Origin of the sequence: Providencia sp. PROV114 (assembly GCF_032704305.1) — a bacterium.
In the GTDB taxonomy this organism is placed as follows: Bacteria; Pseudomonadota; Gammaproteobacteria; order Enterobacterales; family Enterobacteriaceae; genus Providencia; species Providencia rettgeri.
Genome location: NZ_CP120528.1, coordinates 292,659 through 319,335, shown reverse-complemented (window position 1 = coordinate 319,335; position 26,677 = coordinate 292,659). Strand labels below are relative to the sequence as shown.

At 40.4% G+C, this 26,677-nt stretch carries 21 protein-coding genes and 1 tRNA gene; 7 read left to right on the top strand and 15 right to left on the bottom strand.

Going from position 1 to position 26,677, the window contains the following annotated elements:
• Positions 1 to 18: 18 nt before the first annotated feature.
• Positions 19 to 1,080, bottom strand: a complete 1,062-nt coding sequence (locus P3L37_RS01415; RefSeq protein ID WP_109912892.1) for an NAD(P)H-dependent flavin oxidoreductase — start codon at positions 1,078 to 1,080, stop codon at positions 19 to 21.
• Between the two features lie 210 nt (positions 1,081 to 1,290).
• Here P3L37_RS01415 and P3L37_RS01410 point away from each other — a divergent pair, with 210 nt between their 5' ends.
• Positions 1,291 to 2,295: a serine hydrolase domain-containing protein gene (locus P3L37_RS01410; protein WP_109912891.1), complete on the top strand. Its 1,005-nt coding sequence runs from the start codon at positions 1,291 to 1,293 to the stop codon at positions 2,293 to 2,295.
• A 60-nt stretch (positions 2,296 to 2,355) separates the two neighbouring features.
• On the opposite strand, the gene P3L37_RS01405 is transcribed toward P3L37_RS01410, so the two are convergent.
• From P3L37_RS01405 to glyQ, 11 genes are all read right to left on the bottom strand, one after another.
• Entirely contained in the window at positions 2,356 to 3,852 is a 1,497-nt protein-coding gene (locus P3L37_RS01405; protein ID WP_117162947.1) for a M16 family metallopeptidase, read from the bottom strand.
• 169 nt (positions 3,853 to 4,021) lie between these two features.
• On the bottom strand, positions 4,022 to 4,720 hold the full coding sequence (locus P3L37_RS01400) for a HAMP domain-containing protein (RefSeq protein ID WP_004266042.1): 699 nt from the start codon (positions 4,718 to 4,720) through the stop codon (positions 4,022 to 4,024).
• A 193-nt stretch (positions 4,721 to 4,913) separates the two neighbouring features.
• The gene (dppF, locus tag P3L37_RS01395) at positions 4,914 to 5,918 is read right to left on the bottom strand and encodes a dipeptide ABC transporter ATP-binding subunit DppF (RefSeq protein ID WP_004266044.1); all 1,005 of its coding nucleotides are present in this window, start codon (positions 5,916 to 5,918) and stop codon (positions 4,914 to 4,916) included.
• The gene (dppD, locus tag P3L37_RS01390; RefSeq protein WP_004266046.1) at positions 5,915 to 6,895 is read right to left on the bottom strand and encodes a dipeptide ABC transporter ATP-binding protein; all 981 of its coding nucleotides are present in this window, start codon (positions 6,893 to 6,895) and stop codon (positions 5,915 to 5,917) included. The genes dppF and dppD overlap by 4 nt, the downstream gene beginning before the upstream one ends.
• Positions 6,896 to 6,907: 12 nt before the next feature.
• On the bottom strand, positions 6,908 to 7,810 hold the full coding sequence (gene dppC / locus P3L37_RS01385) for a dipeptide ABC transporter permease DppC (protein ID WP_109912889.1): 903 nt from the start codon (positions 7,808 to 7,810) through the stop codon (positions 6,908 to 6,910).
• Between the two features lie 10 nt (positions 7,811 to 7,820).
• Positions 7,821 to 8,840: a dipeptide ABC transporter permease DppB gene (gene dppB / locus P3L37_RS01380; RefSeq protein ID WP_004262635.1), complete on the bottom strand. Its 1,020-nt coding sequence runs from the start codon at positions 8,838 to 8,840 to the stop codon at positions 7,821 to 7,823.
• Between the two features lie 168 nt (positions 8,841 to 9,008).
• The gene (gene dppA, locus P3L37_RS01375) at positions 9,009 to 10,616 is read right to left on the bottom strand and encodes a dipeptide ABC transporter periplasmic-binding protein DppA (RefSeq protein WP_109912888.1); all 1,608 of its coding nucleotides are present in this window, start codon (positions 10,614 to 10,616) and stop codon (positions 9,009 to 9,011) included.
• Between the two features lie 620 nt (positions 10,617 to 11,236).
• Entirely contained in the window at positions 11,237 to 12,859 is a 1,623-nt protein-coding gene (locus P3L37_RS01370; protein ID WP_109912887.1) for a ShlB/FhaC/HecB family hemolysin secretion/activation protein, read from the bottom strand.
• Positions 12,860 to 13,051: 192 nt separating this feature from the next.
• Positions 13,052 to 13,128: transfer RNA gene (locus P3L37_RS01365), tRNA-Pro, on the bottom strand.
• 220 nt (positions 13,129 to 13,348) lie between these two features.
• Positions 13,349 to 15,418 carry a glycine--tRNA ligase subunit beta gene (glyS, locus tag P3L37_RS01360; RefSeq protein WP_109912886.1) on the bottom strand — a complete coding sequence of 690 codons (2,070 nt, stop codon included), beginning with the start codon at positions 15,416 to 15,418 and terminating at the stop codon, positions 13,349 to 13,351.
• Positions 15,419 to 15,427: 9 nt separating this feature from the next.
• The gene (gene glyQ / locus P3L37_RS01355; RefSeq protein WP_109912885.1) at positions 15,428 to 16,336 is read right to left on the bottom strand and encodes a glycine--tRNA ligase subunit alpha; all 909 of its coding nucleotides are present in this window, start codon (positions 16,334 to 16,336) and stop codon (positions 15,428 to 15,430) included.
• Positions 16,337 to 16,538: 202 nt separating this feature from the next.
• On the opposite strand from glyQ, the gene P3L37_RS01350 reads away from it, so the two are divergent.
• Together P3L37_RS01350 and P3L37_RS01345 are read left to right on the top strand one after the other, a co-directional pair.
• Complete coding sequence (locus P3L37_RS01350) at positions 16,539 to 17,102, top strand: DNA-3-methyladenine glycosylase I (RefSeq protein ID WP_109912884.1); 564 nt, start codon at positions 16,539 to 16,541, stop codon at positions 17,100 to 17,102.
• 205 nt (positions 17,103 to 17,307) lie between these two features.
• Positions 17,308 to 18,564 carry a valine--pyruvate transaminase gene (locus P3L37_RS01345; RefSeq protein WP_109912883.1) on the top strand — a complete coding sequence of 419 codons (1,257 nt, stop codon included), beginning with the start codon at positions 17,308 to 17,310 and terminating at the stop codon, positions 18,562 to 18,564.
• Positions 18,565 to 18,883: 319 nt separating this feature from the next.
• Here the strand turns inward: P3L37_RS01345 and P3L37_RS01340 are convergent, their stop codons facing one another.
• A complete protein-coding gene (locus P3L37_RS01340; RefSeq protein ID WP_109912882.1) occupies positions 18,884 to 20,542 on the bottom strand; it encodes a putative transporter in 1,659 nt (552 codons plus the stop codon).
• Between the two features lie 390 nt (positions 20,543 to 20,932).
• On the opposite strand from P3L37_RS01340, the gene P3L37_RS01335 reads away from it, so the two are divergent.
• Complete coding sequence (locus P3L37_RS01335; protein ID WP_109912881.1) at positions 20,933 to 21,247, top strand: YceK/YidQ family lipoprotein; 315 nt, start codon at positions 20,933 to 20,935, stop codon at positions 21,245 to 21,247.
• A gap of 302 nt (positions 21,248 to 21,549) precedes the next feature.
• On the opposite strand, the gene P3L37_RS01330 is transcribed toward P3L37_RS01335, so the two are convergent.
• Entirely contained in the window at positions 21,550 to 22,878 is a 1,329-nt protein-coding gene (locus P3L37_RS01330) for a DUF3748 domain-containing protein (RefSeq protein ID WP_196720009.1), read from the bottom strand.
• A gap of 122 nt (positions 22,879 to 23,000) precedes the next feature.
• On the opposite strand from P3L37_RS01330, the gene P3L37_RS01325 reads away from it, so the two are divergent.
• Complete coding sequence (locus P3L37_RS01325; protein ID WP_004266070.1) at positions 23,001 to 23,615, top strand: trimeric intracellular cation channel family protein; 615 nt, start codon at positions 23,001 to 23,003, stop codon at positions 23,613 to 23,615.
• A gap of 17 nt (positions 23,616 to 23,632) precedes the next feature.
• On the opposite strand, the gene ligB is transcribed toward P3L37_RS01325, so the two are convergent.
• Positions 23,633 to 25,357 carry an NAD-dependent DNA ligase LigB gene (gene ligB / locus P3L37_RS01320; RefSeq protein WP_110731464.1) on the bottom strand — a complete coding sequence of 575 codons (1,725 nt, stop codon included), beginning with the start codon at positions 25,355 to 25,357 and terminating at the stop codon, positions 23,633 to 23,635.
• A 352-nt stretch (positions 25,358 to 25,709) separates the two neighbouring features.
• Here ligB and gmk point away from each other — a divergent pair, with 352 nt between their 5' ends.
• Positions 25,710 to 26,333: a guanylate kinase gene (gmk, locus tag P3L37_RS01315; protein ID WP_004266082.1), complete on the top strand. Its 624-nt coding sequence runs from the start codon at positions 25,710 to 25,712 to the stop codon at positions 26,331 to 26,333.
• Between the two features lie 56 nt (positions 26,334 to 26,389).
• The gene (rpoZ, locus tag P3L37_RS01310) at positions 26,390 to 26,665 is read left to right on the top strand and encodes a DNA-directed RNA polymerase subunit omega (RefSeq protein WP_004262665.1); all 276 of its coding nucleotides are present in this window, start codon (positions 26,390 to 26,392) and stop codon (positions 26,663 to 26,665) included.
• The last annotated feature ends 12 nt before the right edge of the window (positions 26,666 to 26,677 follow it).

Below are 26,677 nucleotides of genomic sequence, written 5' to 3'. Positions count from 1 at the left end.
GCCCTACCACGCTTAAAACTAGCGTTTCATTTCTTCTGCTAACGTTTTAACCAATAAAGACGCTGGCATCTCGCGAGCTTTCGCCACACTCTGCCCCGCCCAATATGCCGCAAACTCATCGCTACCTGACTTCATTGCCGCCGCATTAAGTTGCTTACCAATATCATAAACTAATGGGTAATCAGGTAATTTACTTGTCTCGTAGCCGTTGCCTACTTGAATAAATTGATTAATAATCCCTCTCGCTGGACGCCCTGAAATTGCAGAAGTGAGTTGAGTGTGATCCCCAGTTTGCTGCTTGATCTTAGCTCGGTATCCTGCATTCGCAGCAGATTCAGGACAAAGCAAAAATGCCGTTCCTAATTGCGCGGCGGCAGCACCGCACTCTAAAGCCATATTGATAGCTTGTCCATCCATCATGCCACCAGCTGCAATCACTGGTAAATCAATATGTTGAGAGATTAACGTCACTAATTCATAAGTGGTGAGTTCTTCATCTAAAGCTTGCAAATCAAACATGCCTCGATGCCCTCCCGCTTCAATACCTTGTGCAACAACGGCGTCAATTCCAACCAATTCAATTTGTTGTGCTTCGTGCAAATTAGTAGCCGTCGCCATGGTATAGATACCGTGTTGCTTGAATTGCTGTATCACCTCGGTGGATGGAATATTAAAATGAAAACTCACTACTGCAGGTTTTGTTTCGAGTAACATCGATAACATTTCTGAGTTATCTAAAAAAGTTTGATAAATTTCACTGAGATAAGTAGGGGGAGTCTCATTAAATTGGGCGAAATAAGGTGCTAAATACTGGATCCATCCCTGCTCATTAGCGGGATAACGTTTAGCCGGTAAATGGCAGAATAAATTGACATTGAATGCTTTACTTGTCAGTGCTTGCGTTTGAGTAATCAATTGGCGAGCTTGTTCCACTGAATTTGCGCCTAAGCCTAGCGAGCCAAGCCCACCAGCCTCTGAGACCGCAGCGGCTAGTGTTGGAGTAGAAACACCCGCCATCGGCGCTTGTATGATGGGATAACGCAAACCTAACCGTTGTAGAAATATATTCGAGTTGTTCATGTTCTTTCCTTTACTTCAATATCCGGGTACATTTTATGTTCTTATATTGAAGATAAACATAACACCAAATTTATATAAAAAGAAAAAACACTTGCCATCATATGGTCGCCAACTTGTTTCTTTAAGCGCATTTAAAGCGTACATTGAATTGTATAAATATGATTAAGATGGCATGCATCTTCATCTTAATCATTTAATAATGAGATTATTATGCCCCTCCCTATTCAACAGCTCGAAAATTTAACTTGTGGTGTCGTCCTTTACTACCATAATCAAACCAAAAATAGCGTGAATACCTTCTGTGCTAGAGGGGCGGATATTGAAGGTATGCCTCTTACTGTTGATACACCGCTGCGAATTGCCAGTAATACAAAGACATTTACCGCCGCTGCCATTTTACGCCTTACTGAAATGGGAAAACTCAGTATTGATGATGCAATACCTAAATATATTGACCCGCAGTATAATGCACTACTCAGTAGCCAATATAACACTCAAGCTATCACTATCCGCCATTTACTGGAGCACAGTAGTGGTCTACTAGACCATGCAGATGGTGACTACCTCAAAGCCGTTCTTAAACAACCTAATTATGTTTGGAGCCGAACCGAACAAATCGAAATGTACATGCGTAAACAGTTTCCAACATTTTCGCCTGCTGAATCCTTTATCTATTCAGATACTGGATATATTTTGCTCGGTGATATTATTGAGAGGATCACGGGTAAATCCCTTGGCCTAGCTGTTAGAGAGCTTTTGCATTTCGACACTATTGGTCTTGAAAGTGCCTATTGGGAATCATTAGAACAACCATCCCAAGACTCAGCCCCAAGAGCACGTCAATATTTAGGGAAATGGGATGGAACTCATATTCACGCCTCCATGGATGCCTATGGTGGCGGTGGCTTAGTTATGTCATCGAAACAAATGGCGATATTTTTAGAAGCACTGTTTGATGGGAATATTTTTTCATCACCGAATACACTAGAGACGATGCTAAGTATGGGGTCTCACGAAGGTGCAGAACACTATCGATTGGGCATTATGGTGAATGTTGTCAATGGCATCACCTTGTATTCCCATTTGGGTTTTTGGGGGTCTGTCGCCTATTACGCACCTGAAGCAAAAACCAGTGCAGCAGGGTTTGTTGATGACAAAGAATCACGAGAAACGCTAATTTGTGTGATTGAATCGCTATTAAGCCAACAACATTAAATTAAAAGATAGCCACTGAATCATTCAATAGCTATCTTTCATATTTCTATTTTTGCCCACTTATTGTGCGGCTGGCTTTTCTGCAACAGGCTTAACAGGAGCCACTTCTGTTGATGCTGGCGCGGCAATTTGCGGCCATAACACCTTGGTAAATTTCTGACGAATTCGTTCTGCATCCATCATTTGCTTATCTTTTGGCTGCGCTAATACAAAAGCAGCTTCTTGAGATAACAACCGACGGGCTTCCATATTTACCTGTTCAAGGCTTTGTGAAGCCAAGAAAGTTTGCCTTAACCGCTGGTACTGTTCAGGGGCGATGTCAACGACCCCATTTTGTTGGGAAATCAGACGTTGGCTAATCAAAACATCGGTACTTGTACGCGCGTAGGCGGCAAATAATTGCGATAACTGCACCTGTTTTTCTTTGAGCATGTCGTCAAATAACTCAGCAGCAATACCATTTTGGTTAATCGATGCAAGTTCACTCGCGACGATATCTGTCACCGCTTCCATTTTTTCAGGCGCTGCCGTCACCGTTAATGTGCAACTGGCTTTTTGATATTGCACGCGGCAATCTAGCCCTGGAACAACTTCCCCTTGATTAAATTTCTGATTGAACGCTTTTTGCAGAGAACGATAAACTGCCTCACGCGCTAAGTCACTCGACCAATAACGCAGTAAAACGTTTGAATCTTTAATGGGTAGCCAATCAATGTCCCAAATTAATGAAAGCGTATCCTGCGCAGGTTGTTCCTGCAAAATATCAATAGATTGCGGTTTTACTGCTGATAATACCGCAACAGAAACAGGCTCAGAGCGCTTACCTTCCAATGAAGAGAACGTTTGTGAGATTGAATCAGATAACATTCGAGAATCTACATGGCCCGCAACATACAATGTCATCACATCCGGTGTGTACCATTTTTGATAAAACGAGTTCACACTATCAAGAGCGACAGTACCATTCGGTTTTTGGCCAGGGTCATACCCCATCATCGTTGAACCCTTTAAACGCGCTCGCCAAACAGGATCGTTGGCATTTAAAGGTAGTGTTGCAACTGGGACATTTTGTGCCGTCAAGCCGTTATGCAATGTCGTTTCTGTATACTCAGCACCTGCAACAGAAGTCGCTAGCCAGCTTAGGGCTTGCTTAATTAAGTCAGGGCGATTATTTGGTAAGCTTAAGCTATAAATAGTGTAGTCATAGGAAACAACCGCGGGTGGAATTGGCATATCAGGGTCTGCGGCCTGGCGCCAGAATTCTTGCAATGTTGTTGTTGGAAATGCTTCAGTTTGATGAAACAACGCCATTTTAGGTATAAGGTAACTGTATCCTTTCTCGCTCGCTTTTTCTGTTAATGAGCCTGTTTTAATTGCTAACCTGAGCTGGATACGGTCATTTGGACGTTGTGGTGTTTGTAATAATTGCCAGCTAAAGCCATTTTCTAGCTTCCCTTGCTGCCATGCTGGATCAGGTTGTAAAGGCTCAGCGCCGGCTAAATGCGCGACTGAGAATAATACAACACCAATGATATACCGAACTTTCAAGCCCTGCATGTAAACCCCTATGTGTTTTATATCTTTATATTTAACCGCAAATAACGACAGATAAATTAACGAAAAACGCGAACTTATCGGGTTAAACGATATAGTTTGGCTTTATTCCATTTTTCATTGTCACCACTATAACGATATTAGACCATAAAGCTGAGTCCATGTTCATGGCTTAGTCTGATTTTTGCTGTTTTCTTTGACGATTATACCCTTTTGCTAGCAAACCTAGCTCATCGTCACGATGATATTCAGACACAGCAATTTGATTAACTTCAGAATTTGTTTGTAACTCAATTGCGATTTTACGCAGTGGCCTTATTATCATACGACTGACACACCACGTCATTCCAATAGCAATAATGAGCACCAACAACAAATAAGTTGTCGTCATCAAAGCAAGGGTGTTGAGCGCAAACCGATAAACACGGTTCGGGTCAACTTGTAATGTCAAATACCCTTGAGGCTTAGCCTGCAACACAACATTCCCGTATGCATACAGTGGCACGGTCATTTCGACAGGGATGCCCACAAAATGAGTCACCCAATTAGGTATCGGCTTAGGCGTTGCAAAGCTTAGATTCATTACCGTTGTACCATCAACAGTAATAATCGCATTTCCCATAATGCCTGATGTCTTTAAACTTATCAGTAGCCGTTTAACTTCGTTGAGGTCAGAGCTTAACAATGAATCTGTTAATGGTTTTTGAATTTGTACTACAGCGTTACTGAGTTGGTCTAAATAATCTTGCTTACGTTGCTCAACTAAGTAACTGAATTGAATAGCTAAAAAAAGCGCAAGTGATAGCAACGTAATCATAAAGAATACGACCATACTTTTTAATGTTAGTGAGCGTTGGACTCGGGTATTCATTTGGCCACAACCTTTCTAATCAAGCAGCTTTTTAAAGAAAATGGAAACATCAGCCAGTATACTTGATTTTATCTGCAAAAGAGTAGTTTAAAAAGAAAGATTGGGTATTTAGGACAAACAGCATGTTAACGCCATTTAAAGGCACGATGAAATAAAAAACGGCAGAAAGTTAACCTTTCTACCGTTTCACATATCAGCTCACCGTTATCGTCTGTTTTTCATCTTCATCAACTGCAAAACACGCAACCAACTGTTGGTCATATTCCTTCAATGTTGGCTGGAATTGCGTACATTGGCCAAATGCTCTACGGCACCGCGCTGCAAATGCACATCCCGGTGGTGGGTTTAAAGGGCTTGGTAACTCTCCCGTTAACTTAATACGTTCACGCCGAGCATCTGGATTCAGCCTTGGTGTTGCTGATAATAACGCTTGGGTATAAGGGTGAAGAGGGTTATTAAAAATCTGCTCTTTTGTCCCTTTCTCCACACAGCGCCCTAAATACATCACCATAACTTCATCAGCAATATGCTCTACCACCGATAAATCATGTGAAATAAAGACATAAGACAAACCTAGATCTTGCTGTAAATCCATCATCAGATTTAATACTTGAGCACGAACAGAAACATCCAGCGCGGAAACCGGTTCATCAGCAACCACGATGTCAGGGTCAAGCATTAAACCCCGTGCTATCGCGATACGTTGACGCTGCCCGCCAGAAAACATGTGAGGATACCGGCTATAGTGTTCTGTTTTTAAACCCACTTTTGCCATCATAGATAATACTTTTTCTTTGCGCTGCTCTTTCGACAATGAAGTATTAATCAATAAAGGCTCTTCCAAAATTTGCCCCACCTTTTTACGAGGGTTCAAAGAGCCATAAGGGTTTTGAAACACAATTTGGATTTTTTGACGACGCAGTTTCTCTGCAGACTTATCTTTTACTAACAAGTTTTGCTCTTGGTAATACAACTCGCCCTCAGAGGGTTGCTCAATCATGGTTAATAAACGACCTAATGTCGATTTACCACAACCCGATTCTCCAACTACTGCCAATGTTTTGCCTCTTTCTAGCTCAAAAGAAACGCCATCCAATGCTTTCAAGGTTTTTTCCGCAGCAAAAACCCCTCTTTTGACAGAGTAATATTTTTTCAAATCCACCGCTTTGAGCAATGGAGCATGTTGTTTGTCACTCATAATGTTGGCCTCCCCATATCATCCAGCGGCATATGGCATTTGACTTGGCGATCACCAACGGTTTGTAACATTGGCTCTTCTTGACGGCATTTCTCCGTTGCATACGGACAACGTGGATTCAATAAACAACCCACAGGCCTATCATATTTTCCGGGCACTACACCCGGGAGTGAGGCTAAACGTGATTTATTCGTCGCAAATTCAGGCAAAGCACGTAGTAGCGCTTGTGTATAAGGATGACGAGGATGCTTAAAAATATCGTTCGCTTTGGCTGACTCAACCACCTGCCCCGCATACATCACAATAATATGATGTGCAGCTTCTGCCACTAAAGCGAGGTCATGAGTGATAAGTACCAACGCCATATTTTCTTGTTGCTGTAATTCCAACAGCAATTCAATAATTTGCGCTTGAATAGTGACATCTAACGCTGTTGTCGGTTCATCCGCAATCAATAACTTAGGACGACATGCAATTGCCATTGCTATCATTACACGCTGGCTCATTCCACCGGACAACTGGTGGGGATACACATCTAAACGTGATTGTGGATCAGGGATCCCTACCATATCTAAGAGGTCAATAGCCCGCTGTTTACGTGTACTTTTGCTTCCTCCTTGGTGAACTTTCAACGCTTCCATGATTTGATAACCCACAGTAAAACATGGGTTTAAACTGGTCATCGGGTCTTGGAAAATCATTGCTACATCGGCACCAACAATCTGCCTGCGTTCTTTTTCAGGGATCGACAGTAAATCACGCCCATCAAATTTTAAAGAATCAGCCATTACTTTCCCGGGGTAATCAATTAACCCCATAATCGCGAGTGAGCTAACGGATTTACCTGAACCCGATTCACCAACGATACCAACGACTTGGCCTTTATCAACGCTATAACTGATGCGGTCAACGGCGCGAAACGGTGCTTTTTCGTCTCCGAAATGTACCGAAAGTTGTTCTACATTTAACAATGCCATTTGGTTACCTCATCACTGCTTGAGTTTTGGATCAAATGCATCACGTAACCCATCACCCATCAGGTTAAACGCAAGCACCGTCAATAAAATTGCCAGTCCAGGGAAAGTCACAACCCACCATGCGCTTTGTGCAAATTGCAGCACATCAGACAGCATCGTTCCCCACTCAGGAGTCGGTGGCTGTGCGCCCATTCCAAGGAAACCCAAAGCAGCCATATCTAAAATGGCATTCGAAAAACCTAAAGAGGCCTGCACAATCAATGGAGCCAAGCAGTTAGGCAAGATGTTCACAAACATTTGGCGTACTGCCCCGGCCCCCGCAACACGAGAAGCCGTCACATAGTCACGGTTTACTTCCACTAAAACCGCTGCTCGTGTTAATCGAATATAGTGAGGTAATGCAACAAACGTCAAAGCAATCGAGGCATTAACAATAGAAGGACCAAAAATGGCGACCAGCACCAAGGCTAATAATAAACTTGGTAATGCCAGCATGATATCGACAACACGCATAATTAATGCGTCAACGACACCACCAAAATAGCCAGCGATCACACCAATAGTGACCCCCATGATTAATGATAGAACAACCACTAAACAGCCAACTAGCAGTGACAGGCGGGCGCCATACATTAAACGAGAGAGTAAATCGCGCCCAACATCATCAGTCCCTAAAATAAACTGCCAACTTCCCCCATCTTCCCAAACGGGTGGAGCAAGTAAGAAATCACGGAATTGTTCGTCTGGGGCATGTGGGGCTAATACCCCCGCAAAAATCGCAATCAGTACCATCAGGATAATGTAGAACATCCCGACAACTGCCCCTTTGTTACGTTTAAAATAGTGCCAAAATTCTTGTAATGGAGTCATCGGCTGCGGGGCGCTGACAACGGTTGGCTCAGTAGATTGAGACATTTAGCGCTCCTTATTTTTTATGACGAATACGTGGGTTTACAATGCCATACAGCACGTCGACCACTAAGTTTACGAAGATAATCAATGTCGCAACCAGCAGAACTCCCCCCTGGACAACAGGGTAGTCTCGACGCTGTAGCCCTTCGATTAACCAGCGTCCTAACCCGGGCCATGAGAAAATAGTTTCTGTCAAAATAGCCCCTGCTAACATCACCCCCACCTGCAAGCCAATTACCGTGACCACAGGCAATAATGCATTGCGTAATGCATGAATTAAAATTACGCGCGCGCGGCCAAGACCTTTGGCACGAGCAGTACGAATATAATCTTCTCCCAGCACTTCTAGCATTGATGAGCGAGTCATACGTACAATGACGGCTAATGGGATCGTTCCCAAAACAATGGAAGGCAATATTAAGTGCTCTACAGCATCAATAAAATCGCCATCTTCACCCCAAATTAGGGTATCAATTAACATAAAACCGGTTAGAGGCTGAGAATCATCAAGAAAAACGGTATCACTGACTCGCCCTGCAACCGGGGTGAGGTCTAACTGTACCGACACTAACATGATGAGCATGATCCCCCACCAGAAGATAGGCATTGAGTAACCCGTTAAAGAAAGGCCAATTGCGGTATGGTCAAAAATTGACCCACGTTTTACTGCGGCTAACACCCCAACTGGGATCCCAACAGAAATCGCAAAAATCATAGCGCAAGTTGCCAATTCGACTGTTGCTAAAAAACGAGGTAAAAACTCTTCCCATACCCCGATGCGACTTTTTAGGGAAATCCCCAAATCACCATGAAATATCCCATTGATATAATGGAGATATTGTTTCCAAAGTGGCTGATCAAGCCCTAGTTCAGCCATTAAATAAGCATGCCTTTCAGGGGATAACCCCCTTTCACCAGCCATGATCATCACCGGGTCACCCGGGATCATGTGGACAAAAGCAAAAGTCAATAATGTAATACCGATAAACGTGGGGATCACAAGCCCCAATCGTCGGAGGATAAATTGCAACATATCCTGAATCTCTTTAATAATGCCGTTGACGGCTCTTAGTCCGTTTGGCTACTCAGAAAATCGCTTTTCCGGGTGCTCACAAACAACTCAACTTCTCTGCTTCTTCTAGAGAAGAAAACGCCCTCCGCTCTAAACCAGCAACGAAGGGCATAGACAGATTAGATACGATTACTTCTCAATATCGACGTTTTCGAAGTGGTGTTTGCCTAGTGGGTCAACCACATAGCCTTTGACTTCTTTACGTACTGGTTCAAACACTGTGGAATGCGCGATAATGAGGGCTGGAGCCTGCTCATTCATCACAACTTGCGCTTGTTTGTACAGCTCGACTCGTTTGTCGTGATCTGCTGTTTGACGTGCTGGTTGGATCAAGTTTTCGAAACTTTGATTACACCATTTTGAGTAGTTAGAACCTTGTTCTTTTGCTGCACAGCTAAACAAGGTTGCAAAGAAGTTATCAGGGTCCCCATTGTCACCCGTCCAACCCATCATTACCGTTTGTGGCTCGCCATCTTTCGCTCGCTTGAGGTATTCACCCCACTCATAGCTGACAACCTTTGATTTAACGCCAACTTTTGCCCAGTCCGCTTGGATCATTTCCGCCATGCGACGGGCATTTGGGTTATATGGTCGTTGAACAGGCATAGCCCATAGGTCAATTTCAAAGCCATTCGGGAAGCCCGCTTCTGCTAATAATGCTTTTGCTTTTTCAGGATTATATTCGTAATCGTTCACCGCATCGTTATAGCCCCACATTGTTGGTGGGATAAGGTTTTTCGCTTTTTGGCCTGCACCTTGATAAACCGCTTCGATAATTGCATCTTTGTTCACCGCCATAGACAGTGCTTGGCGAACCTTTTGATTATCCAGTGGTTTTTTCTCAACGTTATAAGAGAGATAACCGACGTTCAGCCCTGGTTGCTCCATTAACGTAATGTCTTTATCTTGCTTCATGCGCTCTAAATCAGCCGGGTTTGGATATGGCATAACTTGGCATTCATTTTTTTGCAATTTTGCATAACGAACGGAAGCATCTGGTGTGATAGAGAAGACTAAGCGGTCAAGTTTAGGTTTCGTGCCCCAGTATTGATCATTGGCTTTATAAAGAATACGAGAGTCTTTTTGATACTGTTGCAGAACAAATGGGCCCGTTCCAATTGGGTTTAAGTCTACTTTTTCTGGCGTGCCCGCTTTCAGCATCTGGTCTGCATATTCAGCAGAAAGAATTGATGCGAAGTCCATTGCCATATCAGCTAAGAATGGAGATTCAGGGCGAGTTAAGGTAATTTTTACCGTATTATCATCAACTTTCTCTACTTTATCGATGATTTTATCCATATCCATTCCCATAAAGTATTCATAGCTACCGCCTGAAACTTTATGATATGGGTGGTTAGCATCTTTTTGACGCATAAATGTATAGATTACATCGTCTGCGTTCAAATCACGGCTTGGTTTAAATTCTTTATTCGAGTGCCATTTGACACCTTTACGCAGATGGAAAGTGTACTCTTTACCATCATCGCTCACTTCCCAGCTTTCAGCCAAACCGGGTTCAATTTCAGTTGTTCCTAATTTGAACTCAACTAAACGGTTATACAGTGGGATAGAGCTTGCATCATAAGTCGTTCCTGATGTGAACAACTGTGGGTTAAAGCCCTCAGGGGAGCCCTCTGAACAATAAACTAATGTTTTTGCCTGTACTGATGCGGATACCGCTAATGCTGCCAATGTAAGCCCTACTGTCAGTAGGCCTGTCTTTTTAATAGAGCGCATCTGTATGCTCCTATGGTGTTCATGTTGTTTTGCTTGATGTCTAAATCCGTCATAAAAGCGACAGATGTAGTATCTGTATTTTTTGTTATTCATTGTGCAATTAATCAACTGTCACTCGCTTCGTCAATAGCCACATTTACGACCCACCTTCAATTCATGTAACATATTAGAAACAATTAACACTGCAATTTAGCTTAAAATTTCACAGTAGAGGACAAGGTGCAGGCGTTATAACCATATAATTAGTAATGAATAGGGTTTTATATCGAGGTTATTTATTTTTATATTTGTGATTAAGTGCTGAATTACTGAACGAATATAGTGCTTTTATTGGTGTGATACGAAATAAAACACTAAAGAGAATCGATGTGGAAATTATTTTAGTATGTAACTATTTAGTTTGTTTTTTATGCAAATAAAAAACATTCAACTGCCTATGCTAAACATAATTTTAACCATTTGATAACTTAAAGAATAAAATAATACTCGCCGTATTATTTCAGCCGATTTATTGGCGTACAGAAAATGCTCTAATACATACGATAAAAACTACAATTAGCTAATTTGTATAAAAAACACCACTTAGATGACGCGACAAACAATACAATCTACTGATTTTATTAATAATAATATGCAACATGAAGGCCCGAACTGACATCATGCATAACAGGTTGGTTTCCTTGCCAAAAAGGCATTTCCGCAAATAAGTGATATGACAAACGCCCTAATTGGCCTTTTGCTCCTATCCTTCCACCTAGTAAAACGTTTTCCTTCCAAAATGTTGCTTTATCATTTGCCGTTGCTCCTATACCCAATGAAGTATATAGAGCCACTTGCTGCCAAGGAGTATTCCATAACAGTTCATTTTCCAACCTTAAGCTATTATCACCCATATCAGTATATTGCGGTCCGCCAGTAAAACCGCTAATACCACCAGCTCCAACTAATGATTCTTGGTCTAGTAACACATCTAACTTGTCACGGCTCAGCTGCACCTCAAATTGGCCTTGATATTGAAAAGGAAGCACTTCTCTATACGTTGAAAGTGATATTTTCAAAATTTGAGGCTTACGCAATCCCGTTATTTGCTGTGCATTAGCACCAAACCAGTCAGTTCCTTGCTTATATTTTAATTTTAGTAAGGTATTGCCTTGTGAAAAATTAATTTGATGAGAAAATTCACCAATAATGTAATTAGCATAGCGCTGTTGTGTTTGTAAGTATAAATCAGACAAAAAAGTGTCACTTTTTTGGGTTTGAGACCCTATGCTTATTGAGGTAACCGAATGTTCAGTTCGCTTTAATAAGTATTCTGCATTTAGTAAGAGGAACCAGTGGTACTGTTGTAGTGGTAAAGCCATATCATAGCCGGTAAGAACGGATTTATTTTCCTGATACCCACCAGATACAGAAAAAAGCCAATAATGATATGGAAGGGAATAGAACAATGCTGCTGATGTTATTTCAGTGTCTTCCGAACCGCTTAGCTGACGACTGACTTCCGAATATAAAAAATCACTGCGTAGCAAAGGATTAGCGGCTATAAAAGTATGGCTGACTGTATTACCTACCTGCCGAGCAATTGAGCGTGACTCAAAAGATAGAATCCCTTGAAATTCACGTCGGTGTTGACCAATCACCAATATTTGCGTGCCGTTTTCATTGGTTTCATCTGGAATTAATTTAATTTGAAAGGGAAGCAAAGAAGTGTTTTGTAAATTGTATAAGCCTTGCTCAAGATGCCAAAGGTTAAGCGCTTCCCCTGGCTTAAAAGGAAATACATGTGGCAGTAAGTTGTCTTCTCTCGGTTCATTTTGATAAACCACCGAAGAAACGGTTCCTACTATTATTTTTGCTTGCAGGATACCAAACAGAAAAGTTTGCTCTGGATAATATAAATAAGAGGTCAGGTAGCCAGCTTTAATAAGCTCAGCCCTAATATAGTCTGCATAGTCGAGCAAACCTTGCTCGCTAATACACTTACCTTCTAGCTTTTTTCGCCATCCACCAATATGCCTAGATGAAATTTCAGTTAGCTGCTGAGCATCGATTAAATAAACTTGGTTAATTATGATACATGTAGGTAATGTTTGAGTAATGGCAGTAACAGGCGTTATAGCATGGCTATAAGCTTTATTGGGCATGAACGCCCAAAAAAAGAAATAAAGGTATATTGATAAAACGTTGTTGGCTTTCATTAACGAGTCCTTGTAATGAAAAAGCTTTTTTACTGGAAACAACATAAAAATGAATAATGATATTCATAAATAATGAGCTATCTGCGAACAATAAATAACTCATCAGTTCAACCATGAACTGGTTATATATCAACAGAAATAGGCTATGGAGAGCAAGGCAAGTTAGTCTGAAATTATAGATAGAAAAAGGAAGATAAAAACGAAAAAACCCACCTCAATGAGGTGGGTCTTAGAATTTGGTCGGCGAGAGAGGATTCGAACCTCCGACCCACTGGTCCCAAACCAGTTGCGCTACCAAGCTGCGCTACTCGCCGAAAACGGTGTGAATAATACTGCCAAGAACGGAGATCGTCAACCCATTTTTCGCCAATTCGGTTCGTTTGCTGATAAAACCACCAAAATGGTAAGGTTTATAAGCTAATCACCTTATTTAAAGTAAAAAATAAGCACTAGAGTATTTTAGTGCTTATTTATCAAACAGGTTAGCATTTATAAAAATAGCGTTAACAATAAGCTAAAAACCTAATTTAAAGCCTATTGCAGCAAAGAAATATCTGCTACTTTCAAGAACAACTCACGTAACTGGCTTAATAGCGTCAAACGGTTAATACGCACCGCTTGGTCTTCATCCATTACCATAACATTTGCAAAGAATTCATCCACGATATCGCGTAAAGAAGCTAATTCAACTAAAGCCTCTTGATAATTTCTTTCTGCAAACATTGGCGCAAGCTTATCTTGTAGCACCACAACATGAGTCGCTAACTTGACTTCTTCAGGCGTTTTTAAAACAGATGCTAAAACGTTGTCAGCCAGTTTTTCTTCTGATTTACTCAGAATATTGGAAACACGTTTATTTGCCGCTGCAAGTGCCTGTGCTTCTTCTAATGAACGGAAGTGAGTAACTGCTTTCACTCGTGCATCAAAGTCAGCAGGTTGTGTTGGACGACGAGCTAATACCGCTTGAATGGTATCAATGCTATAGCCTAATTCTTGATACCAAGAACGGAAACGACCAAGCATAAACTCTACAACGTCATTAACTACATTTTCATTGGTTAATTTATCGCCATATAAACGAGCCGCTTCTTCTGTCATTTCAACGAGATCAAGCTGGTAGCCTTTTTCAACGATAATGCGTAGGACGCCTAGTGCAGCACGGCGCAGAGCGAATGGATCTTTATCACCTTTAGGATGTTGGCCGATACCAAAAATACCAGCAAGCGTATCCATTTTTTCAGCCAATGCTAATGCAGCTGACACATCTGTCGATGGAAGTGCATCTCCTGAAAAACGTGGCTGATACTGCTCTTTTAAAGCTAATGCAACGTCTTCTGACTCACCGTCATGGCGTGCGTAGTGCATTCCCATAACACCTTGAGTGTCTGTAAACTCAAACACCATGTTAGTCATTAAGTCACATTTGGCTAATAAGCCAGCTCGTGTTGCATGATTGACATCTGCACCAATTTTACTCGCAATCCAGCCCGCTAGGGCTTCTAAACGATCTGTTTTATCACGCAGCGTACCTAATTGTTTTTGGAACAATACAGTTTCTAAACGTGGTAAGTTATCTTCCAAACGTTGTTTACGGTCAGTTTTAAAGAAAAATTCGGCATCAGCTAAACGCGGACGTACAACTTTTTCGTTACCTGAAATGATTTGTTGAGGATCAGAAGACTCAATATTTGCCACAAAGATAAAGTTAGGCATTAACTTGCCAGCCTTATCATAAACTGGGAAATATTTTTGGTCCCCTTTCATGGTGTAAACTAGCGCTTCGGAAGGAACATCTAAGAATTTCTCTTCAAATTTAGCCGTTAAAACGACCGGCCATTCAACCAATGAAGTCACTTCTTCAAGTAAGCTATCCGTTAAGTCAGCTTGGCCACCAAGAGCCTGAGCCGCTTTTTCCGCATCAGCTTTAATAACCGCTTTACGTTCTGCGTAATCCGCCATGACTTTACCGCGTTCACGTAAAATGGCTGGATATTGTTCAGCGTTATCAATAGTAAATTCAGCTTCACCCATAAAACGGTGACCACGAATTGTGCGCCCGCTCTTAATACCTAAAATTTCACCCTCGATAACATCACTACCTAACAGTAATGTGACTGTATGAACAGGGCGAACGAATTGAGTGTCTTTATCTGCCCAGCGCATTAATTTAGGGATTGGTAATTTTGCTAGCGCACGGCTAGTCATATCAACCAATAATTCGCTGACAGCCTGCCCTTTCATTTGGGCACGGTATAGTAACCATTCGCCTTTATCTGTGGTCAAACGCTCAGCTTGGTCAACGGTAATACCACAACCACGAGCCCAGCCTTCAGCAGCTTTAGTTGGTTGGCCATCCGGACCAAATGCCTGAGAGATAGCAGGACCGCGTTTTTCAACTTCACGGTCTGGCTGTGAAGCCGCTAAATCAGCTACTTTAAGTGCTAAACGACGAGGGGCAGCAAACCACGTTACTGCACCATGGGCAATATCAGCGCCATCAAGTTCAGCCGTAAAATTTGCAGCAAATGATTCAGCTAATGAACGAAGAGCCTTCGGCGGTAACTCTTCGGTGCCGATTTCCACAAGGAAAGTCTGTTGAGTCATGACAGCCTCTTAGTTCTTATGACACATAGGGAATCCAAGCGCTTCACGAGAAGCATAATACGCTTCTGCAACCCCTTTAGTTAGGGTACGAATACGTAAAATATAGCGTTGGCGTTCAGTAACAGAAATGGCTTTACGTGCATCTAGTAGGTTGAAAGTGTGAGCCGCTTTCAAGATACGTTCGTATGCAGGTAGTGGAAGTGGCGTTTCCAAAGCCAGCAAGTGTTGAGCTTCTTTTTCATACTCTTCAAAACATTTGAAAAGAAAATCAACATTTGCGTATTCGAAGTTATAGGTTGACTGCTCCACTTCGTTTTGATGATAAATATCACCATAAGTGGTTTTACCCAATGGGCCATCACACCAGACAAGGTCATATACGCTGTCCACGCCTTGAATATACATCGCTAAGCGTTCTAGGCCGTATGTAATTTCACCTGTTACGGGTTTACATTCAAGACCACCGACCTGCTGGAAGTAAGTAAACTGAGTCACTTCCATCCCGTTAAGCCACACTTCCCAGCCTAATCCCCAAGCGCCCAATGTTGGGTTTTCCCAGTTATCTTCAACAAAACGAATGTCGTGAACTGTTGGGTCAATACCTAATTCTTTTAAAGAACCCAGATATAATTCTTGGATGTTGTCTGGTGATGGTTTGATGATCACCTGAAACTGATAATAATGTTGTAGACGGTTTGGGTTCTCACCATAGCGACCATCAGTTGGTCGGCGAGATGGTTGAACATAAGCCGCAGCAATAGGCTCAGGGCCTAATGCACGCAAACACGTCATTGGGTGAGAGGTTCCTGCGCCGACTTCCATGTCCAATGGTTGAACAATGGTACAGCCTTGACGCGCCCAGTAGTCCTGTAATGTCAGGATAAGACCTTGGAAGGTTTTGGTATCAAACTTTTGCATGTTAGATCCGCACGCGATACGTAAAATTTAATGAAAGTACGCCAGTATACCCTTTGACCGCAAGATATACAGCATTGAATATGCCTGTATTTATTCTAAAAATAAAAAAAAATACTTTCACCCCTTTAAAGCTGGTTATTTATACAGTATAAATGGTTTGTTTTTTGAAACAAGGTTATCGAAACTGTAAAAAGGATGAAAAATGGATACTCCCCTGACACGCTGCCATTGGGTCAATCAAGATCCTGAATATATCGCTTATCACGACCATGAATGGGGTAAACCCACTTATGACAACTTAGCATTATTTGAAATGATCTGTCTTGAAGGCCAACAAGCCGGGCTCTCTTGGTACACTATTTTAAAAAAACGCCAAGGATATCGTGATTTATTTCATCATTTCGATCCCGAAAAAATTGCATTAATGGATGAAGACGATATTGAGCGACTTATGCAAGATACTCGCATCATCCGTAACCGATTAAAAATTAATGGGATTATTGCGAATGCAAAAGCCTATTTAACCATGAAAGAAAATGGTGAAGATTTTTCCAGTTTTATTTGGCAATTTGTAAATGGTCAACCCATTGTCAATGGTTGGGAAAAACCATCGCAAGTCCCTGCGGAAACTGAAATTTCTAAGCTTCTTTCCAAGGCGCTCAAAAAACGTGAGTTTAAATTTGTCGGTTCGATCACTTGTTATGCCTTTATGCAGGCAACTGGCATGATAAATGACCATTTAGTGAATTGTTGCCAATTTAAATAAATTAGTTTTTATCGGTATAACTCATCGAGTAAAAAGAAAAATAAACTACCAAAGCATTAACATTACGATATTTTAGACCATTAAATAGATTTAATTTGATATTTTAACTTAAAAAAAGATAGAAATGAGTGGTTGAACTCTGAGATGCAGCGGAGTATGTTTTAAATTCCATTAACAATCTAATAAACATATGTGAATAAATGCGATGATATTTTCTAAATTTGGTAATAAATTTGCTCAAAATTCAGGTATTTCATTATTAATGAAAGACTTGAATGAAGGCATAAGAACCCCTGGCTCCATTATGTTAGGGGGAGGAAATCCTGCTCATATCCCTGAAATGGATAAGTATTTTCAAGATCTATTAGCTGAGATGTGTGCTAATGGCCAATTGACAGACACTTTATGTAATTATGATGGTCCTCAAGGTAAAGATGCCATGTTGAAAGCGCTTGCAGCAACGCTAAAAGCAAAACTAGGTTGGAATATTAGCGCGAAAAATATTGCCCTATCTAACGGCAGTCAGAGTGCTTTTTTCTATCTATTTAACTTGCTAGCCGGTCGCTTTGAAGATGGTATCACCCGTAAAGTGCTATTTCCTCTTGCCCCTGAATATGTTGGTTATGCAGACTCAGGTCTTGATGATGGCTTATTCGTTGCTAATAAGCCACAAATTGAATTTTTACCTAATGGTCAATTTAAATACCGAGTAGACTTCAACACATTAGAGGTTACTGATGATATTGGTGTGATTTGTGTGTCTCGCCCAACAAATCCGACTGGCAATGTCATTACTGATGAAGAAGTTGAGCATTTAGACCAACTAGCTAAACAACATAATATCCCACTATTAATAGATAATGCTTATGGTGTTCCTTTCCCTGGCATTATCTTCAGCGAAGCTACGCCATTTTGGAACGAAAATGTCATTCTTTGTATGAGTTTATCTAAACTTGGTTTACCTGGAACTCGATGCGGCATTATCATCGCTAACGAAGAAATCATTGAAGCTGTTAGTAACATGAATGGTATCATCAGCCTTGCCCCTGGTGGCATAGGCCCTGCACTTGCCTTAGAAATGCTTAAAAAAGATGACATTATCTCGTTATCTAAGAATGTAATTGGTCCTTTTTATAAGCACCGTGTAGAAGAAGCCATCGAAATTATTCGCCGCTATATCCCAGAAGATAAGTGTTTAATTCATAAGCCAGAAGGTGCCATTTTCCTCTGGTTATGGTTTAAAGACCTACCAATTAATTGCTTAGAATTATACCAACGCTTAAAAAAACGTGGTGTATTGATGGTTCCCGGACATTACTTTTTCCCTGGTATTGAACAGGATTGGCCACATGCGCATCAATGTATGCGTATGAACTATGTCCCTGAGCCAGAAAAAATCGAACAGGGGATCAAAATATTAGCTGAAGAGCTTGAAAAAGCTTATCAAGAAGTAACCTGTTAGATTATGAAATAACAAGGGTTTTAACCCTGTTATTACAATAGTTAGGTAAAAAAAAAGCCCTTTCATGTAGAAAGGGCTAAAAATTAGCGAGAACTCCGTAATTGAAATCAAATTAACTTTTCAATACGAATATCATTCAAAACTATTAGAACATCTTTTCTATTTGGTCATTGCTTGAACAAAAGCACTTTTTGCCCCTATATATCGTGATACCTTTCATTACTCGCTTATACTCCAATTATCGAAACTCACTTATCACATTGAAAAAATTATAATTTTTAAAATTTCAATAAAATTTTGGTTGATCATCATATGGGTACTAAACAGCCCAAAATAAAATAGCCAGCAATTGAGGTGAAATAATTCTTAAAAACATCGCTAATGGATAAACCGTTGCATAAGATAATGCCGGAGCACCGCTGGTCGAATGTATATTATTTGCGAATGCTAATGCAGGAGGGTCTGTCATGGAACCCGCTAGCACTCCACAAAGGCTTAAATAGTTCATTTTGCCAAAAATTCGAGCTACTACACCTGTAATAAACAACGGTACAAACGTAATCAATAACCCATAGCCAATCCAAGTCAACCCATCACCTTTAATTAAAGTATCAATGAAGCCACCACCAGAATTGAGCCCTACCACTGCAAGGAACATGACAATCCCTAGCTCCCTTAACGCAAGGTTAGCACTCGGAGGCATAAACCAATATAAGCGCCCAATAGTCCCTATACGACCAAGAATTAATGCAACAACTAGTGGGCCTCCTGCTAGTCCAAGTTTCAACGCTGCTGGGAAACCAGGAACAAAAACGGGTATTGAGCCCAGCACAACCCCTAGCCCGATTCCAAGGAACACAGGTAACATTTGAACTTGCTGTAGTTTTTGTTTTGCATTACCTAATAAAGCGGTGACTGCTTCAATTGATTCAGGCCGACCAACAATATTTAAAATATCGCCAAATTGTAAAACTGAATTGTTATTAGCAACTAAATCAATACCCGTACGGTTTAATCGTGTCACAACAACGTCATATTTTTGTTTTAAATTTAAGTCCTTAAGCCTTTTACTTAGTACAGCATCATTCGTCACAACCACACGAACGGAATGTAAAATAGAGCTTGATGTAGACAGAGATGCATCAACTTCTTCGCCTAATATTAAGCGAACTTTATTTAAATCATCTTTTAAACCAACAACGTGCAATAAGTCACCTAAATGTATTTCTGTTGTGGGTTGAGGAACAACGAGCATATCTCCGCGTTTTAATCTTGAACAAACAATCGCTTCGCTACCAAGTAGTGGGATGTCTTGCATAATTAAGCCATCAAGATTGGCGTTACGAATGGCAATATTCATAGTCTGCAGAGAGTCGCGCTGTTGAAAAGAGGAATTATTAAATGCAGAAGCTTCTTTTTCTACTGAAATTCTAAAGATGATGCGTACTAACCACATCACCAGTAAGATGCCACAAATTCCCATAGGGTAAGCCATGGCGTAGCCCATTCCCATTTGGCCAATTAGATTAGGGTCAGAGCCTAAGTCAGTTAAAATTTGCTGACCAGCACCTAAAGATGGCGTATTCGTTACTGCCCCTGAAAAAATACCTAAGATAATCGGCAATGGAATATTTGCGACTTTATATATGATTGCTGTTACCACCGCACCTAAGACAACAACCATCAACGCGAAACCATTTAGTTTGAGACCAGAAACACGTAGAGAGGAGAAAAATCCAGGTCCAACCTGAATACCAATCGTGTATACAAACAGTATCAAGCCAAATTCTTGAATAAAATGCAGCATGTCTTTATTCAGTTGTAAGCCGTAACTTTGAGCAAAATGCCCAACGATGATCCCCCCAAATAGGACACCACCAATTCCCAGCCCAACACTACGGATCTTCCAATTACCAATCCATAGCCCTAAAGCAGCAGCTAACGCCAACAAACTTACAGTAAGAGCTAATTCACTCATAGACCGCATCCTTTTGACGACAAGTTACCCGTTAAACACACCCAAATAGGTGATAAAACATACTACTGAATCGATTATGCCAAATAGCATAAGGGTAATATGTGCCATAGAGCACAGTTCAGAATGAATAAATGATCTATTTTTTTAGAATTTTCAAACTGATAACAAATATAAAATAGTATGTCTTTATTTCTTAACGTTATTTATTATTCATCTAATAGATACTGAAGACAAACATTTTTAGTTAATAGATACAAGTAAACTATTAACTAAAAAAATACATACGGTTAAATAAAATAATAATATGATACTATTATTGTGAATTTCTTGTTTTTCGTTATTATAAGTCAATATTAGGAATAACAAGCTAAATACAGGTTAACAACGTCTATGCCGAGTTTAATTTCAATACGATTATGTTTCCTTATCGCACCGCTTATTTTGAGTGGTTGCTCGAGTATTATGACTCATGCAGGCCCATCAGAAGGTTATTACCCTGGTTCGAAAAATAGTATTAAAATGATTAAAGATGATGAAACTGGCTGGGTTGTTAAGCCTTTGCTTGCTATTGATTTACCTTTCTCTGTTGTTATGGATACTCTTTTAATTCCTTTAGATTACGCGAAATCGGGTAATGATGATAAAGCTGGTTCACCAAAAAAACGCCTAGAAGAACTTGAAAAGAAAGATAAAACTAAAAAATAATTTAGGTTAAATCAAACGTTTGTAATTAAAATTTTACTGTGTAATAAATGTATTTACTAATACATTATTTTTAATCTAAGATCTGAGTAATCATTTATATAATACTTCTTTAATTATTATCTTATTTTGATAAGAACCATTTTTAACTAAATATTTTATTTATAAGTTTCTTTGTACTCAACATATGAATAATTAGCAATTAAGTGTTCCAAATACCAATTAGAGCCAAATCAAAACAATTACGAATAGAAAAGTTAACCAGAATTTTTGTACCCGTAATTGTAATAATCTAATTATTGCATTTACCGATTTAAACCGGTTTCTACTGTATAAATTTGCCTAAATCCATCAATATCACGCATAAATGCGATCAACTCATCATTAGGTGAAAATACAACTGCATCAACAACAGGGGCAAGCTCAGTCCGTTGCGTTAATTTTTGTATGGCTCCGGTCTCGACATGACAATACATGACACTATTGTCACGAATAAAGCAAATGTTCTGACCTTTACTATCCCAGCTAAAAGCAGACTGAATGGGTGAAGAACCATGCGTTATTTGCCTTTGTATTCCAGTTAGCGTATCAACTAACCATAACTGAGCATTACCGCTATCATCATTCATTAAACAAGCGATCGATTTACCATCTGGCGAAGTTCTAAGCCAATGCCTAGGGGTTTTTGATAAACCAGGAAATTTTCTATTGTACGTATAGGTTAAGCGCCTTTGCTGTATACCTTTTGGTGGAGAAGGCATACTGGATTCTGTTCCTTGGATAGGTAATTCCCCCGCAACCATGTAATCCTCCGGCTGTGAAGGCAGATCGACAATGTAGATCTCAGGAATAATTTCTCCATCTGTAGAATGAGTATCGCCAATAAACACCAGCGCTCTTTCCTGCCACTTTCCATTCTCTTTTTGATAGCCTTTTTGGCCAACCCAACCCTCTTCATATGCACGGCTAATTTCATCGCTGCTTGGTTTAGGTTGTTGCGTTGTTCGCGTCACAACACAACAAAAGTAATCGCCATTATATTCTCGAAAATGTTTTTTAGGGCTCACATTAACGGGCCCAATAGGCACTGCAATTGCAACATTTCGTTGGTCTAATTGCACATCTAATTCATGCATTACGTGGTCGTTATAGGTAAAACTCAGCCACTTTCCGTCTGGACTATAAACATGGACATGAGTGCCTCCACGTAATGCACCCACTAAATAAGGAGGGGTAATACACATTGCATCAATTGGGTGAGCTACGTTTAATTGCTCTTCTTTGACATACACCCCTCTTCGATGGTGAAAGTCATATTGCCACTGTTCATCTGGATGCTCAGGACCATGGATAAAAGCATATTGAATTGGTGGTTGAGGACTTACCGTTACCACCCCAACGTGAGCCCCATGGCTTGCGTGATAAATTTCAACGGTCTGTAATGTTTTTACATGAATTTTTTCTATAGATAAACCAGTAAAAGAACTACCGTTTGGTCGTATATCATAAGCTAACCATTCGCTATCTGGAGTCCAAACATTAATGTTCGTTAGTTGATGGCTTCGCTCATCGTATGTTAAACGTGTTTCTTTATAGGGCAATTTATTATTCAATCTGTTATCCTTTGACATCATTTAATATCGCTATCGGATTATTTTAACTAATCTAGTTTAGTCAATACTAGAAAATCTCAGTCGAGAAGTTTCACAAGTAATATTACCCTTTAGCAATAACCTTAGTCTTGAACAAAACTACCATGTTATTAAGTGTACTTTATATTATTGGTATCACCGCAGAAGCCATGACTGGAGCACTTGCAGCTGGCAGGCGAAAAATGGATGTCTTTGGCGTCATCATTATTGCATCTGCGACGGCAATCGGTGGTGGTTCCGTCCGTGATATCTTACTTGGCCATTACCCCTTAGGTTGGGTGGAACACCCTGAGTATATCCTGACTGTTGCAGGCGCCGCTATTGTGACAATTTGGATAGCGCCTATGATGAAACATTTACGCCGATTATTCCTCATATTAGATGCTATCGGGCTCATTGTATTTTCTATACTCGGTGCCCAAATAGCCCTCGATATGAACTATAGCCCGATCATCGCTGCCATCGCAGCAGTGATTACAGGTGTTTTTGGTGGCGTGCTAAGAGACATGCTGTGCAACACAATCCCTTTAGTTTTCCAAAAAGAGGTCTATGCTGGTGTCTCTTTCGCCGCCGCTTGGATCTATATCGGACTATTACAAACCCCTCTACCTAAAGATATTGTGGTAATTATCACACTCGTTGTTGGCTTAAGTGCAAGGCTAATAGCCATTCGTTATCGTCTTGGTTTACCTATCTTTAATTACGAAAATCAAGATTAGCCTCACTGTTTCAGCCATTAATCGTTTGCTATTGATGGCTGAGTAGCTTGCATATCTGACAAAATTCGCAAAATAGATTGAATTTCCGGTTCCGCTAACCATTTAGCTAATTTTTTCTTTTGCAGCTCAGTCAAATTTATACTGTTAACCCATGAAGAGTCATACAGCATACCTATATCATTCACCCTTTCTATTTGTAATTTAGGTAGTGGAATCGCTAGGCCTTTTAACCACAGCGAAATAGGTTGAGCCTTTGCCATTTTCAGTTGCTTTACTAACATTTGGTGCTTTTTACCTTTAGGTAAATCGTTTTGCCATTGTTCTGACAACCAAGTTGTTAGTTGAGTAAGATTATGCCTCTCAGCCCACTGGCGCCATGTAGCTTCATTTATGCCTCGAATACTGAGTTGTTTACCTAGCCATGTTAACCTTGCGACAAATTGCTGTGAGCAAGACTCCGTATAAGCCAGGCAACTGAGTGCATGAAATTGCTTGAATGTTGATACATTTGGATATTCGCGCTTCTCTCGCCGCCAAACAACTTCTTCAATCTTTGGACTTCCAAGCCCTGAAAGAGAGACAAGTATTTTATCTCCAACAATTAAATCTCGTTTTTCCCATGATAATAACGAGCCAGCATTTACCTTTGAAATAGTTTTTGAGTCAATATTGATGGGGGTTATCTCGGTAACGACACTAACCCTTCCTGTTCTACCTATATTAAATTTGAGTTTAGTGACCTCTGATAACACACTACGTAATGGATATTTCCAGGCAATTGCCCAACTATTTTGTTTTGATTGCCAAGCTGATGCCGCTGGCGCTGGAAAATTTTTAAGTACTACACCATCAGTAGCAAATGGTAGTTGACCTTGATAATAGTATTCCCTCAGTTGCTTAGCTTGGGTTTTATTTTCAACTTTATGGCTATATTGCTCAGCTAACGGAAAACCTATCTCAGAAAGTAGTGTTAACTGTGTTTTTGGATTAGCATCTCCCGCAGGCCATGCCCAAATAAAAATACCAATATTTTCTTCGGGAACGGTTGGGGTATTTTTTCGCATTAACCACCCCGCAATTTTATTACGAGCGTTTACTCCCCCACTTTTAGCTTGAATATGCCCATTCATACGCCAAAATAGTTCACCTTGAAGGACTAACATCCCTGAATATTTAATTTGTTTAGGTATCGCAGGAATAAAGTCTGCTTTTGCTCGCCACTCTATTCCTTCAATGCTATTTCCTCGGCTAATCATAGAAACAAGCTTCCCATTCTTATAAACCAACGTTACCGCTACACCATCAACTTTAGGTTGTAACCAAATGTTTTTACGTGTTTTTATCCAGTTATAAACCTCTAATTCATTGAGTTTCTTCAACCCTGTATGAGGAATAGGATGTGTAGCTAACTTTGATTTTTCAGGTAGTTGTACGTCTGGTAACACTTCAGGGAGTTGCTGGCATCGCTGTAAAGAACGCCACAAATTAAAGAGCTGATCATAAGCTTCGTCACTAATGGAACTGCTACCAGCCAAACGGTAAGTTTGGTTCCACTGCTGTAGTTGTTTACCTAGCCGATAACTCTCCTGCCTTATTATTTTACTATTTTGTTCTGCACACTGTTCATTAATAGCACCTTGCAGCGATGCTTGGGCAATATTAATACATACCATTACCCCAACGATTACCCCACCTAACCTATAAGCTGACGCTGACCAATAACCATACAAAATATAAATCATAACTATTCCTTGTTATAACTATTCCCAGTTATTACTAATCCCAGTTATTACTAATCCATTGGGATGCCATTCCTTTAAAGTATTTTGCCCTCATTCGCTAAGCATGAAACAACTTCCCTCACTCTGCCTCCGTAAAATGAATTATTTGTAAAAAGCTTCGCAAAACGAATGTTGCTTTCATGAGTAATAAGTTAATTTCTCGAGCCTGTTCACAATTTAGTTACTAATCAAATTCATTTAATTAAAATTCATGATTTATTGATATCGCTGCATGTTGATGCAAGTCCGTGTATACTATGTCGGGTTTATCGCCATCTTTTATGTTTAATCCTCGACTATTCAAGAAATCATCATGATACAAGGCACGTTATATATTGTTTCTGCCCCTAGTGGTGCAGGGAAATCAAGTCTGATTCAGGCTTTATTAAAAACACAACCACTGTATGACACTCAGGTTTCCGTTTCTCATACAACTCGAGCTGCACGTCCAGGAGAAGTTCACGGCGAGCACTATTTTTTTGTATCTGAAACTGATTTTTTACAAATGGTCGACAAAGGTGAATTCCTAGAACATGCATGCGTTTTTGGGAATTATTATGGGACGTCAAAACCCATCATTGAAGATGTATTAAACAGCGGTGTTGATGTTTTTCTTGATATCGATTGGCAGGGAGCGCAGCAAATTAGGGCTACAATGCCTGAAGCACGCAGCATTTTTATTCTCCCACCATCAAAAGATGAACTTTATCGTCGCCTAAGAGGGCGCGGACAAGACAGCGATGACGTTATTGAAAAACGTATGTCACAAGCAGTAGGTGAAATTGAACATTTCAACGAGTATGATTACCTTATTGTTAATGATGATTTCAATACCGCGCTGAGCGATTTACAATCTATCATCCGTACTGAGCGTTTAAAGTTAGAGCGCCAAGTTCAGCGACATGATGCTTTAATCAGCAAATTACTAGCAGACTGAGCATAGTTTCAGTATCATATCAGGTCATTTTTTTATTTCTTTGGAGTAGCACACTTATGGCACGCGTAACTGTTCAAGACGCAGTAGAGAAAATTGGTAACCGTTTTGACCTCGTATTGGTTGCGGCACGTAGAGCTCGTCAGTTACAAACGGGTGGAAAAGACCCTTTAGTTCCTGAAGAAAATGATAAATATACTGTTATCGCATTACGTGAAGTAGAAGAAGGTTTAATCAACGGTCACATTTTAGATGTGCGTGAACGCCAAGAACAGCAAGAGCAAGAAGCGGCTGAAATGCAAGCAGTTTCTGCAATCGCTGAAGGTCGTCGCTAATCACTAAGGTGG